Source organism: Gabonia massiliensis, assembly GCF_001403595.1.
In the GTDB taxonomy this organism is placed as follows: Bacteria; Bacteroidota; Bacteroidia; order Bacteroidales; family Coprobacteraceae; genus Coprobacter; species Coprobacter secundus.
Map to the genome: position 1 here is coordinate 665,693 of NZ_LN877939.1, position 15,911 is coordinate 681,603.

The following is a 15,911-nucleotide window of genomic DNA, read 5'->3' on the forward strand; positions in this document are numbered from 1 at the left end:
TTCGTTACATTTGTAGCAGATATATTATTTATTTCTATGAACTTCAGACAAACTTTCAAATATTCTATAATTTCTATTTTATTCATCATAGTAACATTCATTATCATAAGTTTTTTACCGAACCTTAAATACAAAAAAAATTATCAAAAATATTCTTTAGCTCATTACATTCCCGACACCACTATGACTTTGCTTATCGGAGTAAAAGATAAAGAGGGGTTATATGAACTTAGTCAAAACAACTTCGGAAATTACATTTCTGAAAACCGAACCATTTACGATACACTGCTAACAATATCCATACAATTGAAAGAAATATTTCAGGCCGATTTACCGAATAAAGAAAATGCTTTTATTTGCTTGCATAATAGAATGAATCATTCTCCTTCAGCTACTTTATGGCACTACGTCGGGAACAATAATTTCAAAAAAATCTTACTCTTTTTACAAAAAAAGTTCGAGACCTCCTTTAAACCTGTAGTACAGGAACTGAATGATTTCAAGATTTTTCAATATTCCTTACCCAACGGACAATTTTTTTTCGGGTTCTTTCATAATGGAACTATATGTTTAACTCAGGATTATCATATACTACGACAATCCATCCATTCTTTTTCTGATAATAAATCTATTGAACATAATCTCTCGTTTCAACAAGCTTCAGCAACTATCGGGAAATCTGTACATACTATACTTTACAATACAAATGCCGTTGATTACGAACTCTATACCAATAACAACAATCAATCGAAAAACAAACAATGGATTGCCCAAGAACTCAGCTTTGATAAAAATAAAACCTGGATTACAGGAATGATAATACCCGAACAACCATTAGAAACACTAATAAATAAAATAACAAATGGATGCGAACCCGATCCATATATATTTAGTTCCCGAACTTATTTCGGTATCCGTTACGGAATAAAAGAACTGAAATCCTTTTGGAAACAATTCTCTAATGGTAAAAACTTAACGTCAACTGATAGTATCCTGATGGAAACCGGTCGCGGAAGCTTCAATATTGCATGGAACATCGTAACAGACTCAACACTTCAAACGAATAAAGTTATCACTTTATATCCAAAAGACAGTATTCCTCAAATTCCATCTATACTTACAAATTCTAACTTATTAAATTATTTTCTGGATGGTGATAGTATTTATTTTTCTCTTTCTGAAGATAACCGACTTTATATATCAAATACCTTTGATGCAACTCAACATTATGCACAAGATATAAAAAACGGAAATACCATAGCATTAAAACAAAAAACTCTTTCTCAATTATTTTCTCAAGTAGGTGGAAATGTAAATTTATTATTTTTTGGAAATGGGGTACTTTTAAAAAGACATGGATACCCCTCACTTATGAAGAACAGATTACCTGGATGTATGCCTCCAAACTTTTTATTATCTAATTATTTCATCACCGAAATGGCTTCTGAAGGCAAAGTTGTATATTGTAACACTATTATGTCAGAATAATAGACGGCTATCTATTAAAAAAGAAAATCCGCCCACTATTCTATATATCAAATTTATTCTTTACTCCTGTACCAATCAATTAGCCGAGCTATACCTTCTTCTATCTCAATTGTATGATGCCAACCTAATGCATTCAATTTTGAGACATCGGTTAATTTCCTCATAGTACCATCCGGTTTATTTTTATTGAAATATAGCTCTCCAGTAAAACCGGCAATCTTTTTTATCAGTTGGGCAACATCTCCGATACTGATTTCTTTACCTGTCCCGATATTAATATGGCAATTTCGAATTTCTTTAGTACCTTGAGGCTTTAAGTCATCAAAATCTACATTTTCCATTATAAATACGCAAGCATCAGCCATTTCCTCGCTCCACAAAAATTCTCTTAATGGAGTTCCTGTCCCCCAAATTTCAACTTGTACAACGCCCGAAGCAACTTTTCTCAAGCCATATTTATCGAGTTTTTCAAAAATACTTCTTTCTGAAGCTGTACCGTTTATTCCTTCTATCGGCCGCCTATCAAGATCTCTACGTATTGCATCCCAATCATTTTGTTCCAGATAACAACCTAAACATATCTTCCGAATCAAAGCAGGTAACACATGTGAACGTTCCAAATCAAAATTATCATTTGGACCATACAAATTAGTCGGCATTACTGCTATATAATTTGTCCCATACTGCAAATTGAAACTCTCACACATTTTCAAACCTGCAATCTTAGCAATTGCATATGGTTCATTAGTATACTCAAGAGGAGAAGTAAGAAGGGCGTCCTCCTTCATTGGTTGCTTTGCCTCACGAGGATAAATACATGTACTTCCTAAAAAAAGCAGTTTCTTTACTTTATGTCGAAAACTCTCTCCTATGACATTGTTCTGAATAGCTAAATTACGATATATAAAATCTGCTCGATAGCGGCTATTAGCCACAATTCCTCCAACAAAAGCTGCTGCCAAAAAAACGTACTCGGGCTTTTCCATTTCAAAAAAACGAGCCACAGCAACAGAATCACATAAATCTAATTCATTATGAGTTCGTCCTACCAAATTGGTATAACCTTTCGAGCTCAAATTATTCCATATTGCTGAACCTACCAAACCACAGTGACCAGCAATATATATCTTTGCATTTTTTTCCATTTATCCTCTAAATATGAAAACAAATAAGATATTATTCGTAATAATTCAATGTCTGGTAACCACCATCTCTTAAATATGTTTCCTTCTTGGTTAACTTTATATCATTACTAACCATATCCGCAATCAATGCCGGTAAATCATACTCTGGCTCCCAGCCCAATATCGTCTTTGATTTTGTTGGATCTCCAATGAGCAAATCAACTTCTGTCGGTCTAAAGTAAGCTGGATCCACAGCAACGATAGTTTTACCCTTAAGAGAATTTACAATAGGTAAATATTCTTCTCCAACTACATCTATAAACTTATTCTTCTCAACAGTTTCCACAAAAGCTCTTTCATGAATTCCTTCTCCCTCGAAACAAACGCCAACTCCTACCTCAGCAAAAGCCATACGTACAAAATCTCGTACAGTTGTCGTAATCCCGGTCGCAATAACATAATCTGAAGGCTCAGGTTGCTGTAAAATAGCATGCATGGCTCTCACATAATCTTTGGCATGCCCCCAATCTCGTTTTGAAGACAAATTACCTAAATATAAACAACTCTCATGTCCTAAAACAATGCGACTCACTGCTCGAGTTATTTTTCGAGTAACAAAAGTTTCCCCACGCAAAGGAGATTCATGATTAAAAAGAATTCCATTATTTGCATGTATTCCATAAGCCTCTCTGTAATTTACAGTAATCCAATAACCATACAATTTAGCTACCGCATAGGGACTACGAGGATAAAAAGGAGTAGTCTCCTTTTGGGGGACTTCCTGTACTAAACCATATAGTTCAGAAGTAGAAGCCTGATATATACGAGTCTTCTTTGTCAAATCAAGAAGTCTGACCGCCTCTAAAATACGCAATGTACCCAAAGCATCCGCATTCGCTGTATATTCTGGAGTATCAAAACTTACTTTCACATGACTCATTGCTGCCAAATTATATATTTCATCCGGTTGTACTTCTTTGATAATACGGGTTATATTCAAAGAATCGGTCATGTCTCCGTAATGTAAAATAAGCCTTCGGCCTTCTTTATGAGGATCTTCATACAAATGATCGATACGATCGGTATTAAAAGATGAAGCACGACGTTTGATACCATGTACCATATATCCCATTTTCAATAGGTACTCGGCCAAATATGCACCATCCTGTCCCGTAATTCCCGTAATTAAAGCAACTTTATCTGACATATATCTATTTTTAATTTTTATTCAAATTTATCTTCTTATACGTATCTGTATAGTATTTTTTATAGGTTCCTCACTTATAAAAACCAAATAGCCACCTCCTCCTGCACCACATAACTTCCAACCTTTTATATTATGCCGATATGCTTCTATTTGGTCCATTACATCCGAATTCACCATATTAGGAAACATTTTCACTTGTGCATCAAAACTTTCTCTAACAGCTTCTCCAAATGCATCAATATTTTTCTCTAATATCGCGTCCCAACATTTTCGAGCCGAATTACTTAAATCTCGCGCTGAATCTTTATCAATACAAGTATCAGCTATCGCATTATAATCGGCCGTTCGAGGATAAAGCGGAAGAAGCCATATTACCTTCTCAATCCAAGACAATATATCGTCTTCTAAGACACTCTCTATTGACTCAGGCCAATATTCTCCATTATACTCATACTTATTCAAACCCGGCATAACGATTCCCAAAGAGTCTTGAGACCCACTTATATAAGGTGTTCCCGGTGGATTCTCATAACAGAACAGTGTTTTTGCCAATTTTTCCTTATCACCTTCAGGAATATCTGTCTGCCACAACTCTATCGCTTTTTTCCGAGAACTTGTAGACATTCCACTCCTATCATTAAACTCATAGTCTGGTTCTATACAAATAGTCAAAACCGGCCCCGGATAATATTTACTCACATATGGTTGGTCAAGCCACCCCCCAGCCAAATCTATACGATATGGTATACGACATTCTTGACGTAGCATCGTTGTAGAGCGGGCAGGCAGCGTTCCATGAGGTATTCGCTTACTCACAATGTACTCAATACCCAAATCTCTACACAACTTTTCTTTCAAAGGTGTGTGCCCATCACTGTTAACAAAAAAAATATCCGGTTTTAGTTGCCTCAATTCTTTTTCAAAATCCAACAAACCGCTACCACTGTTTATCCAAGCATCCTTAACCATCCGTAAAGATTTCACCATATAAAGGCGTTCAGCATCAGTATTGATAGGCTTGCGGGCCTTCAATTCATACAAGGTTTTATCAGAACCAATGCCTACATACAAATCTCCATAACTTGCTGCCTCTTCAAAAAAAGCAACATGCCCGCTATGCAACATATCATAACACCCTGATACAAAAACTTTTTTCATTTTTCTATTTTGAAAATTCTTTTATACGTTGTTCATCTTCTAAACGGCAAATCAACAATGTATTATCTTTTTCAGCTACAATATAGCCATTAAGCCCCTGTATAACAACCTTTTTATTCTCAGGCATATGTATAATACACCCTTTAGACTCGATTAAAGAAAGATTACTTCCAACACAGGCATTATTATCTGAGTCTTGGCTTAACATATTATGTAAAGATCCCCAAGTTCCTAAATCCGACCATCCAAAATCAGCAGGAAAAACATAAATATCATCAGCCTTTTCCATAATAGCATAATCAATAGAAATAGAAGGACAGGAAGGAAATATCTTATCAACATCCATCTGTTCCGAAATTGTATCCATACTTATTTCTATCTTATCAAATATTTCTGCAATTTCTGGCTGATAAAAACGAAAAGCCATTTCTATGGTCTTCACATTCCAGATAAATAACCCGGCATTCCAATAATAATTACCTGCTTGCAAATATTTTTTTGCAGTTTCCAAATCAGGTTTCTCTTTAAACGCTTTTACACGTCTTATCTCCCCTTCTTCCGAAGCTGCTGCTATATAACCATATCCAGTTTCAGGCCGCAATACTTTCATCCCCAATGTGACAATAGCTTCAGACCGAGTAACAAAATCAAGGGAAGCTATAATTACTCGTTTAAATTCGGAAACATCTGTAACAATATGATCAGACGGGGTAACTACAACATTAGCATTAGGATAATTTTTTTTTATTTTCCAGCTCACATAAGCAATACAAGGTGCCGTATTTCTCATACAAGGTTCCAATAATATATGAGACTCAGAAATAGTTGGTAACTGAGCTTGGACAAGACTTTTATACCTCTTTGAAGTTACAACCCATATATTCTCTGCTGGAACAATTCCCTCAAAACGTTCGACCGTCAATTGCAGCAATGTCCGTCCACACCCTAAAACATCTATAAACTGCTTTGGATGCTCCGTTGTACTCATCGGCCAAAAACGGCTGCCAATACCGCCAGCCATAATAACGACATGATTGATATTCATAAAATAAACTTATTCTACTACTCTTTTACAATTTTTATCCAAAACTGTAAACGGAGAGCTAAGTTACAACTTTTTATTCAAATATAATACATAACAAACTATTCTGCAAAACTATTTATAGCTTCTGCAATTATTGTTAATTCTTCTTTCCCCATATATGAAGAGATTGGTAAACTTAAAATTTCCTGACTTAGCCGCTCTGTCAAAGGAAAAGAAAGATGATTATATTTAGGATAACACTCTTGCAGATGAGGAGGAAGTGGATAATGTATCTGCGTATCAACACCTTGCTTTTGAAGCCAGTTTTGTAATTGGTTCCTCTTACTTGACCGAACAATATACTGATGCCAAATATGCTCTTCTCCAGCTTGTTGCGGTAAAATTAATTCAGCATTTTGCAATAATATCGAATATGTCTCTGCATTCACCCTTCTTCTCTCATTCTCAATATCAAGGTATTTCAATTTTAATGATAAAAATGCAGCTTGTAACTCATCCATACGACTATTAAATCCTTGATAACGATTATAATATTTTTTTTCTGATCCATAATTCGCCAATGCCCTCACAACCATCGCTAATTCCTCGTCGGAAGTCGTCACAGCTCCAGAATCGCCAAGAGCACCCAAATTCTTAGTAGGATAAAAGCTATTCCCTGCAGCATCACCCAACGCCCCTGTCATATAACTGCCTGACAACCCACAAATATGACTTTTAGCCCCCATTGCCTGAGCATTATCTTCCACAATTTTAAGATTATACTTCCGAGCCACCACTTTTACCTGCTCTCCCCAACAACAGCGCCCATATAAATGGACCAGCATAATCGCCTTAGTACGATTTGTTACATAATTTTCTATCAGAGAAAAATCTAAATTTAATGTCTGTTCATCCGGTTCTACAAAAACCGGGACTAATCGATTATCCGTGATTGCCAAAATTGTTGCAATATAAGTATTCGCAGGTACTATAACTTCATCTCCTTCCTGCATGACCCCCATCTCAATATATGCCCTTAGTATCAAACGCAATGCATCTAATCCATTACCAGTAGCAACAGTATATTTGCAACCTAAATAAGATGATAGCTGCTCCTCAAATAACTTTACATATTTTCCCAATAGATACCATCCCGAATCTATCACTTCTGCTGCAATACGTTTCAAGTCTGTCGCATATACAGCATTTACCTTCTGCAAATCTAAAAATTTCATGTAGCTCTTAAAAATCCTGTATTTTTAAAAACTCCTCATAATCCCGTATATAATCTGCTTCATCATAATTTTCAGAAGCAAGTACCAAACAAATAGATCCTGAAGAAAAACTCTGTTGAGCTGCCCATATGCCCGGAGGCACGTGTAATCCATAATAAGGCCGATTCAATAAAACTGTACGTTTATTCTCTCCATCGTCCAAAAAAACTTCAAAACTTCCACTGGCCGCAATAATAAATTGATGACAACTTTTATGGGCATGAGCCCCTCGAGATTCCCCGCCCGGAATATCATACAAATAAAATACTCTTGATATATTGAACGGGATATTATGCTGCCCATGAATAGGTGTAATGTTACCTCCTGGATCATAAATACGAGGAAGTTCTACAACAGAACAATCATATATAGTTGTACGCTTCATTTTGTATCTTTTTATATTTCTCAAAATCCCGTATATAGTCAGATTCGTCAAAAGGAATTGAAGCCAATACCAAAGCTAATGAATTTGTAGAAAAATTTGTTAGCTGACGCCATATCATTTTAGGAATATAAATCCCATAATAAGAACGATTCAATGAAATAGTTTTTTCTTGAACTCCATCTGTTAAAACGACATCGAAACTACCAGAAAGAGCTACAATAAACTCTTGCTGAGTATAATAAGCATGTCCACTACGAAACTGTCCACCAGGAACATCGTATATACAATAAGTACGTGCTATCTCAAAAGGAATGTGTCTATTTCCTTCAATAAAAGAAAGATTTCCTCTTCTATCTTCAATACGAGGCAAATTTATTACTTTAACAGACTCCAAATTCATCAGGAATATCTTTTACCAGATTTATCATATACTGTCCATATTCGTTTTTTTTCATCGGTTCTGCTAAATCAAGCATCTCTTCTCTTGTTATCCATCCTTTTCTATAAGCTATTTCCTCAAGACAAGCAACTTTTAACCCCTGTCTATGTTCTATGGTTTCAATGAAGTTTGATGCTTCAAAAAGAGATTCATGCGTCCCGGTATCAAGCCAAGCAAATCCTCGTCCCATCAATTGAACCTTTAATTCCCCATCTTCCAAAAACTTCTGATTTACAGAAGTTATCTCAAGCTCTCCTCGGGCCGAAGGCTTTATATTTCGAGCAACACGAATCACCTTATTCGGATAAAAATAAAGACCTACCACAGCATAATTCGATTTTGGTCTTACAGGTTTTTCTTCTATAGATACCACATTCCCTTCCTGATCAAAAGCCGCCACTCCATATCTTTCCGGATCCCCCACTCTATAGCCAAAAATAGTCGCTAAACCATTTTTTTCTGCTGTTAATACAGCTTTCTGTAACATGCTCGTAAAACTCTGGCCGTAAAAAATATTATCGCCTAATACCAAACAAACGGAATCATTTCCAATAAATTTTTCCCCAATAATAAAAGCCTGAGCTAATCCATCCGGAGATGGCTGTTCCGCATATTCAAATGATATACCTAACGCAGACCCATCACCCAACAAACGTTTAAATCCAAGTAAATCATAAGGTGTAGAAATTATTAGTATCTCCCTTATTCCTGCCAACATAAGAACTGATATAGGATAATATATCATCGGTTTATCATATACCGGCAACATTTGTTTCGATATCCCTTTGGTTATTGGATATAGACGTGTACCTGCCCCTCCTGCTAAAACTATACCTTTCATCTAAAAATTACAAGTTAAATGAGATTTTTACCTAACGATTAGAATACATTTGTTCATAATATTTCTGATAATCTCCACTAATCACCTCTTCCACCCAGTCTTGATTTTCCAAATACCAGCGAATAGTTTTTTCAATACCTTTTTCAAACGGGGTTTCTGGATACCAACCTAATTCTTTAGCAATTTTAGATGGATCTATCGCATAACGCATATCGTGGCCTAAACGATCTCCAACAAAAGTAATCAACGTCTCATTTATATTTGATAAATCAGTTTTAAGAACTTTACGATATTTAGGTTCCTCATCCATAAGACGTGCAATCGTCTTAATTGTCAATTTTACTATATTAATATTCTGTTCTTCATTGAACCCTCCGATATTATATATTTCTCCTATGCGTCCTTTGTTCAGCACCATATCTATCGCCTTTGCATGATCTTCCACGTAAAGCCAATCTCGTACGTTCTCACCTTTACCATACACTGGTAACAAACGACCCTCAAGTATATTCTTAATAATCAGCGGTATAAGCTTTTCCGGAAAATGATATGGTCCATAATTATTGGAACAACGAGTGATATTTATTGGCATTCTAAAAGTCTCATGATAGGCCTTGACTATTAAATCAGCTCCAGTTTTAGAAGCCGAATAAGGAGAACGAGGGTCCAAAGGTGTCTCCTCTGTAAAATACTTCTTTCCATAGGTTTGTATTTTAGTTCTGCCTTTCACGACAGTTTTCACGACCTCATCTTCTATGACAAGTAGATGAGGTTCATCATAATCTTTAGACAAAGAACCATATACCTCATCCGTCGAAACTTGCAAATACTTTTTACCAGACCGATACGTAGGATAACCTTCCTTATCGGTACCCGTAGTCCAGGCTATTTTAGCACAATTCAATATATTTTGGGTTCCTAATATATTTGTTTCCAAAAATAACTGAGGATTCGTAATACTACGATCCACATGCGATTCTGCTGCAAAATTTACAACAAAATCGATATCATAATCTGCAAAAATCTGAGAAACCAACTCTGTATTACCAATATCTCCTTTTACAAATCTAACCCGAGGATCTTTCAGTTCATTCTTAATAGTTCCCAAATTCCCGGCATAAGTCAACTTATCCAATACTATAACTTTAATATCCTCACCGTATTTAACTAAAATATATTTCAAAAAATTGGCACCAATAAAACCTGCAGCGCCGGTCACCAGATATGTTCTCATATATTATTTTATTTTTTGTGCAATTTACAAACATTTTTTAGTTTTTTCCTTACCCTAGAACAAAAATTATTATAGAAAAACATACCGTAAAATAAGATATTCCTAATCATATGCATCATGACTAGATTAAATAAAATATCTATCTTTGCGTCTAAACAAAAAAATTTATGATTTCTGTCGACGGACTTACTGTAGAATTTGGAGGGACAACTCTCTTTCATGACATCTCATTTGTTATAAATGATAAAGATCGCATTGCCCTAATGGGAAAAAATGGTGCTGGAAAATCAACTCTTCTAAAAATACTTGCCGGTATACGCACACCCAATAAAGGTTGTATATCTGCACCTAAAGATACGGTCATTGCATACCTTCCCCAACATTTGATGACAGACAATACTTGTTCTGTCTTCGAAGAAACATCTCAAGCCTTTTCTCATCTTTTCGAAATGGAGAAAAAAATCGAGTATCTCAATAATGAATTGGCAAACCGAACTGATTACGAATCTGAAAGTTACTATGCATTAATAGAAGAAGTATCTGCTTTAAGCGAAAAATTCTATGCAATAGATGTAACTAATTACGAAGAAGATGTTGAGAAAATTCTATTAGGCCTCGGATTTAAACGAAGCGACTTCGACCGCCCCACTTCCGATTTTAGCGGAGGATGGAGAATGCGTATCGAGTTAGCAAAACTATTATTGAAAAAACCGGATGTATTATTGCTTGACGAACCTACTAACCATTTGGATATAGAATCAATACAATGGTTGGAAGATTTCCTAGTCAATAGTGCCAAAGCTGTTATTGTAATTTCACATGACAAGGCTTTTGTTGACAATATCACAACACGAACCATAGAAGTTACCATGGGACGTATTTATGACTATAAAGTGAATTACTCTAAATACCTTGAACTCAGGAAAGAACGTAGAGAACAACAACAAAAGGCCTATAATGACCAACAAAAGATGATTGCTGATACAAAAGAATTTATTGAGCGATTCAAAGGGACCTATTCCAAGACGCTACAAGTCCAGTCAAGGGTAAAAATGCTTGAAAAATTAGAATTGATAGAAGTCGACGAAGAAGATACCTCTGCTCTAAAACTCCGATTTCCGCCATCTCCTCGCTCGGGAAACTATCCTGTTATTGCCGAAAATGTAGGGAAAAGTTATGGGAATCATACGATATTTAAAAATGTATCTTTCACTATTGAACGAGGGGACAAAGTTGCTTTTGTCGGCAGAAATGGAGAAGGTAAATCGACACTTGTAAAATGCATTATGAATGAAATAGAGCATGAAGGCATTCTGACGTTAGGACACAACGTACAAATCGGGTATTTTGCGCAAAATCAAGCATCTTTGCTTGATGAAAAACTTACAGTTTTTCAAACAATAGACAATGTAGCAAAAGGTGATATACGTACAAAAATACGAGATATACTCGGAGCTTTTATGTTTGGTGGAGAAAATTCTACTAAAAAAGTCAAGGTCCTCTCCGGAGGAGAAAGAAGTCGCTTGGCTATGATAAAACTGTTACTTGAACCCGTTAACTTATTGATACTTGACGAGCCTACCAACCATCTCGATTTGAAAACAAAAGACATCTTAAAAATGGCATTACAAGATTTTGACGGAACACTTATAGTGGTATCTCACGATCGGGACTTTTTAGATAGCCTTGTCACTAAAGTATACGAATTCGGAAATCAAAAAGTAACTGAACATCTACATGGGATTTATGAATTCCTCGAAAAGAAAAAAATGGATAACCTCCGTGAATTGGAAAGAAAAAATTAACATAAATATTCCCAATCATTATGATAGAACAGTATGAATTAACTCTACCCAGATACAAAAGGGGATATCATTTAATTACGTCCCAAATAGAAAAAAAAATTCCTGTTTTACCAGAAAAAGGAATTATAAACCTATTTATTCAACATACTTCAGCAGGATTAACAATTAATGAAAACGCAGATCCTTCGGTACGAACTGATTTTGAACAAATAATGAACCATATCGTTCCAGAGGGGATGACATATTATACCCACACTATTGAGGGAAATGACGACATGCCTGCACATATAAAATCGTCCCTAATAGGATGTTCTTTAACAATACCTATACATAACCATAAACTGTCTTTAGGAACTTGGCAAGGAATATACCTCTGCGAATTCAGAAATTCAGGAGGTAATCGCAAAATTTTAATTACACTTTATTATTAATTATGAAGACTAAAGAAACATTATATACACTATTTTTTTCTCCGACACATACTTCCCAAACAATAGCTCAAGCTGTAGCAGACGGACTGGGGATAAAACATGAAGTCTCTATAAATCTAACCTATCATACTCCAAAAGAAGACATTCATATAGATGGAGGGTGGGCTGTAATTGCTGTTCCAGTATATGGCGGACGAATATCTGAAACTGCAGTAGAACGATTGTCGTTCATACATGCAAAAAATACCCGAGCAATTCTTTGTGTCTTATACGGCAACAGGGATTATGAAGATGCTCTAATCGAGTTATCTGATTTAACACAAAAACAGGGATTCATACCTATATCGGGAGGTGCCTTTATCGGAGAACATTCATATAGCCGTAAGAACAAAGAAATTGCATCTGGCAGGCCAGATACTCAAGATATAAATATGGCCTACCGCTTCGGAAAAATATCTGGAGAATACATAAAAAATTGGGGAAATAAAATTCCCAAACTAATCGTAAAAGGAAATGTACCTTATAAAGTAAAAGGAACTCAAATACCTCAAGCTCCCATTACATTATATGACATATGTTCCCAGTGCGGCCATTGTATCAACATATGTCCAACTCACGCCATAAACAACAAAATTGAAAGTTCTCCTGAATTTTGCATAAAATGTTGCGCTTGTGTAAAAGAATGCCCGAATGAAGCAAGAATATTCGAAACACCCTTTACCGACTGGCTATACAAAAATTGCAGTATACCTAAAAAAATAGAAATGTTCTTCTGTGGAAAATACAAAGCAGACAATCAACCACTGCCTTTCTACCATCCAGAAGACGTCCTATAAAAATAAAAACAACTTCTCCCCTCCTCTTAGAGCCAGGAGAAGTTAAACATTTAAAGTCAAAAAATTAACTATTAGTATCTGGCCTCTTGAAGTGAACATATTTAGGTTCTGTAGGAACATAACTCTCATTATCCCATAATGTACTCGTTATCATCAAGTCAGCACTATAACGATTACAAGCAATAGGGACATTATGTACCCGGCATTGCCTCAATAACATCTGAATATCTGCTTCATGAGGTTGGGGATTTAAATCATCAATCAAAAAGATTGCTAAATCTATCTCTTTCCGAACTACCATAGCTGCAATTTCGGCATCACCTCCTAATGGACCAGAGTTCATACAAGTTATATCTGCATTGATACCTTTTTCTTCGAATGCTTTTTTCACCAAACTTCCTGTAGTACCAGTACACACCAAATGATGATGTGATAGCAATTCCGCATTATGTACTGCCCATTCAACTAAATCAGCTTTTCGGTTATCATGAGCTACCAAAGCTATTGTTAAACGTTTTTTCATTTCTTCAATATTTTAGTATAAAACATATCGCAAAACAAATGTCAAATATTATGCCAAATAATTTATATCAAAATTTATCTCCTGCAACAACTGTATAAAAAACATCCCGAGAAAAATATTTCTCTGCCAAACATAACAAATCCTCTGATTTAATATTCCGAATCGAATCCGCTTGTTTTTCGAAATAATCAAAAGTCGTTCGATTTGCTAACATAGAAACGTAAGCATCTGCTACAGAAAAAGGCCCGTCCGATAAACGAGACAATTCGCCTAAAAGATAACTACGCACCATACTTAATTCTTCTTCTCCAATTAATTCCTTCCTTAATTTTTCTATCTCAGAATACACCTCTGCTATCAAAGGCTGCGTATATTCCGTTGCTGTCTGTGTCGATATAGACAAATAAGCACCTTTTTGCTGCCCTATTACAGATGACGAAATACCATAAGTATATCCTTTATTCTCCCGAATATTCAACATCAAACGACTACCGAAATACCCTCCTAAAACAGTATTCAATATACGTAAACCTACAAAATCAGGATGTTCTCTGCCAACAACCGGACAACCTATCCTAACAGCTGACTGTAGAGCATTATCCTTTTCTACCCAAATCTCTCTGTCAGAAGACATCGTAATGGATATCTCCTTTTCCTTCGTAACCTCAATATCTGACGAATATCGACCAAAAGACTCGAACAGTCCCACCAACATTTCATCTGTAACTTTTCCTGTCAATAGTAACATACAAGATTTCGGGATATAATACTCTTGATGATAATCCAATAAATCATTCCTTGTTAAAGAATCAAACGATTCTATAGAAGGCTTACGTCCATAAGGATGAGATGCACCAAATAAACATTCAAAAAAAGCTTGAGCAGCCAAATTTTGAACCTTTTCTTGCTCTACCATCAACTGTTGTTTTCGCCTTAAAGCCAATATTTCAAATTCTTTTTCTGGAAATGTCGGACTCCATATCAAAGAATCAAGTATCTTTAAAGTTTCTGAAAAATATTTATTTAGAGAATAAAGAGTGACATACGAATTATGAAAAGATGCCGATGTCTGTAACCACGCACCATAATAATCCAGATTCTCCGCAATCTGAGACGAACTCATTAAAAACGAACCTTCCTTCAGCATAAGGTTTGTCATTACGGCTGCCATAGTTTTCTCTTCATTATATCTACCAGCCGAAAATATAACATCTATACGACATACATCCTGATCTCCCATTCGAATAATGTATACCGGTATCCCGTTTGGCAATATAATTGTTTCCGGCTTCGGTAACGATACATTCTCAAAATCTTTTACTGAAGGAACCTGTTTTCTGTCAAGTACTCCAACAAATTTTCCTTGTCGAACATCCATATTCATATAATCTTATAATAAATCTAACGCTTTTCTCAAATCGTCAGGAGTATCTATGCCTATAGTTTCTTGCGTAGTTATGCCCACCTTTATTTTATATCCATTTTGTAACCATCTCAATTGTTCCAAAGACTCGGCCAGCTCCAGTGTAGATTGAGGCAATTTAGTAATCTCCTTTAGTACATCCACCCGATAAGCATACATACCTATATGTTTATAAAATACATGATTTAGAAGCCACTCCTGCCGCGGAATATTCCTTAAATAGGGTATTATAGAGCGACTGAAATACAAGGCTTCACTCTTATCATTTAACACAACTTTAGGAGAATTCGGATTCATCAAAACATCCCATCCATCCGTTGAATCAAAAGCTTTTACCAAAGTCGCAATTTGCGTATCTTCAGAATCAAAACATTTCATTATTTCCTCTATTTGACAAGGCTTTATAAAAGGTTCATCACCTTGTATATTAATAATTACATCACTCTTTTCCCCCGTTTTATAATAAGCCTCTTCACAACGGTCTGTACCACTTCTGTGTTTTTCGGAAGTCATAATCGCCCGTCCACCAAATGCTTCTACAGTCTCATAAATACGACTATCATCTGTTGCCACATATACACTATCGAGAACGATACTTACCTGCTCATATACCCGCTGAATCATCGTTTTTCCTTTCATATCAACTAACGGTTTCCCGGGAAAACGCGTAGAAGCATAACGTGCTGGAATAATTCCTGTAAATTTCATATTTATCTCTA

Annotated in this window: 16 protein-coding genes; 4 read left to right on the top strand and 12 right to left on the bottom strand. The window is 35.6% G+C overall.

The window, feature by feature from the left end; all coding sequences use genetic code 11:
• Positions 1-36 precede the first annotated feature (36 nt).
• On the top strand, positions 37-1,488 hold the full coding sequence (locus BN2628_RS07455; protein WP_154668422.1) for a hypothetical protein: 1,452 nt from the start codon (positions 37-39) through the stop codon (positions 1,486-1,488).
• 53 nt (positions 1,489-1,541) lie between these two features.
• Here the strand turns inward: BN2628_RS07455 and BN2628_RS07460 are convergent, their stop codons facing one another.
• From BN2628_RS07460 to BN2628_RS07500, 9 genes are all read right to left on the bottom strand, one after another.
• Positions 1,542-2,633, bottom strand: a complete 1,092-nt coding sequence (locus BN2628_RS07460) for a GDP-L-fucose synthase family protein (protein ID WP_055096667.1) — start codon at positions 2,631-2,633, stop codon at positions 1,542-1,544.
• Between the two features lie 31 nt (positions 2,634-2,664).
• Entirely contained in the window at positions 2,665-3,819 is a 1,155-nt protein-coding gene (gene gmd, locus BN2628_RS07465) for a GDP-mannose 4,6-dehydratase (RefSeq protein WP_021931187.1), read from the bottom strand.
• A gap of 27 nt (positions 3,820-3,846) precedes the next feature.
• Entirely contained in the window at positions 3,847-4,977 is a 1,131-nt protein-coding gene (locus tag BN2628_RS07470; protein WP_021931188.1) for an adenylyltransferase/cytidyltransferase family protein, read from the bottom strand.
• 4 nt (positions 4,978-4,981) lie between these two features.
• Positions 4,982-6,022: a mannose-1-phosphate guanylyltransferase gene (locus tag BN2628_RS07475; protein WP_021931189.1), complete on the bottom strand. Its 1,041-nt coding sequence runs from the start codon at positions 6,020-6,022 to the stop codon at positions 4,982-4,984.
• 98 nt (positions 6,023-6,120) lie between these two features.
• The gene (locus BN2628_RS07480) at positions 6,121-7,236 is read right to left on the bottom strand and encodes a DegT/DnrJ/EryC1/StrS family aminotransferase (RefSeq protein ID WP_021931190.1); all 1,116 of its coding nucleotides are present in this window, start codon (positions 7,234-7,236) and stop codon (positions 6,121-6,123) included.
• 7 nt (positions 7,237-7,243) lie between these two features.
• Positions 7,244-7,660, bottom strand: coding sequence for a sugar 3,4-ketoisomerase (locus BN2628_RS07485; protein WP_021931191.1), 417 nt, complete (start codon positions 7,658-7,660; stop codon positions 7,244-7,246).
• Positions 7,638-8,060: a sugar 3,4-ketoisomerase gene (locus tag BN2628_RS07490; protein ID WP_021931192.1), complete on the bottom strand. Its 423-nt coding sequence runs from the start codon at positions 8,058-8,060 to the stop codon at positions 7,638-7,640. Before BN2628_RS07490 ends, BN2628_RS07485 begins: the two co-directional genes overlap by 23 nt.
• On the bottom strand, positions 8,041-8,940 hold the full coding sequence (rfbA, locus tag BN2628_RS07495; RefSeq protein ID WP_021931193.1) for a glucose-1-phosphate thymidylyltransferase RfbA: 900 nt from the start codon (positions 8,938-8,940) through the stop codon (positions 8,041-8,043). The genes BN2628_RS07490 and rfbA overlap by 20 nt, the downstream gene beginning before the upstream one ends.
• 31 nt (positions 8,941-8,971) lie before the next feature.
• Entirely contained in the window at positions 8,972-10,174 is a 1,203-nt protein-coding gene (locus tag BN2628_RS07500) for a dTDP-glucose 4,6-dehydratase (RefSeq protein WP_021931194.1), read from the bottom strand.
• Positions 10,175-10,341: 167 nt separating this feature from the next.
• Here BN2628_RS07500 and BN2628_RS07505 point away from each other — a divergent pair, with 167 nt between their 5' ends.
• The 3 genes from BN2628_RS07505 to BN2628_RS07515 are packed head-to-tail and all read left to right on the top strand — an operon-like array spanning position 10,342 to position 13,246.
• Entirely contained in the window at positions 10,342-11,979 is a 1,638-nt protein-coding gene (locus tag BN2628_RS07505) for an ABC-F family ATP-binding cassette domain-containing protein (RefSeq protein ID WP_055096669.1), read from the top strand.
• Positions 11,980-11,999: 20 nt separating this feature from the next.
• Positions 12,000-12,410, top strand: a complete 411-nt coding sequence (locus tag BN2628_RS07510) for a secondary thiamine-phosphate synthase enzyme YjbQ (protein WP_021931196.1) — start codon at positions 12,000-12,002, stop codon at positions 12,408-12,410.
• A gap of 2 nt (positions 12,411-12,412) precedes the next feature.
• Complete coding sequence (locus BN2628_RS07515) at positions 12,413-13,246, top strand: 4Fe-4S binding protein (protein ID WP_021931197.1); 834 nt, start codon at positions 12,413-12,415, stop codon at positions 13,244-13,246.
• Between the two features lie 64 nt (positions 13,247-13,310).
• On the opposite strand, the gene BN2628_RS07520 is transcribed toward BN2628_RS07515, so the two are convergent.
• From BN2628_RS07520 to kdsB, 3 genes are all read right to left on the bottom strand, one after another.
• Entirely contained in the window at positions 13,311-13,769 is a 459-nt protein-coding gene (locus tag BN2628_RS07520; RefSeq protein ID WP_021931198.1) for a methylglyoxal synthase, read from the bottom strand.
• Positions 13,770-13,836: 67 nt separating this feature from the next.
• Positions 13,837-15,147 (bottom strand): M16 family metallopeptidase, encoded by a 1,311-nt coding sequence (locus BN2628_RS07525; protein ID WP_021931199.1) that lies wholly within the window; start codon positions 15,145-15,147, stop codon positions 13,837-13,839.
• Positions 15,148-15,159: 12 nt separating this feature from the next.
• Positions 15,160-15,900 (bottom strand): 3-deoxy-manno-octulosonate cytidylyltransferase, encoded by a 741-nt coding sequence (gene kdsB, locus BN2628_RS07530; protein WP_021931200.1) that lies wholly within the window; start codon positions 15,898-15,900, stop codon positions 15,160-15,162.
• Between the last annotated feature and the right edge of the window lie 11 nt (positions 15,901-15,911).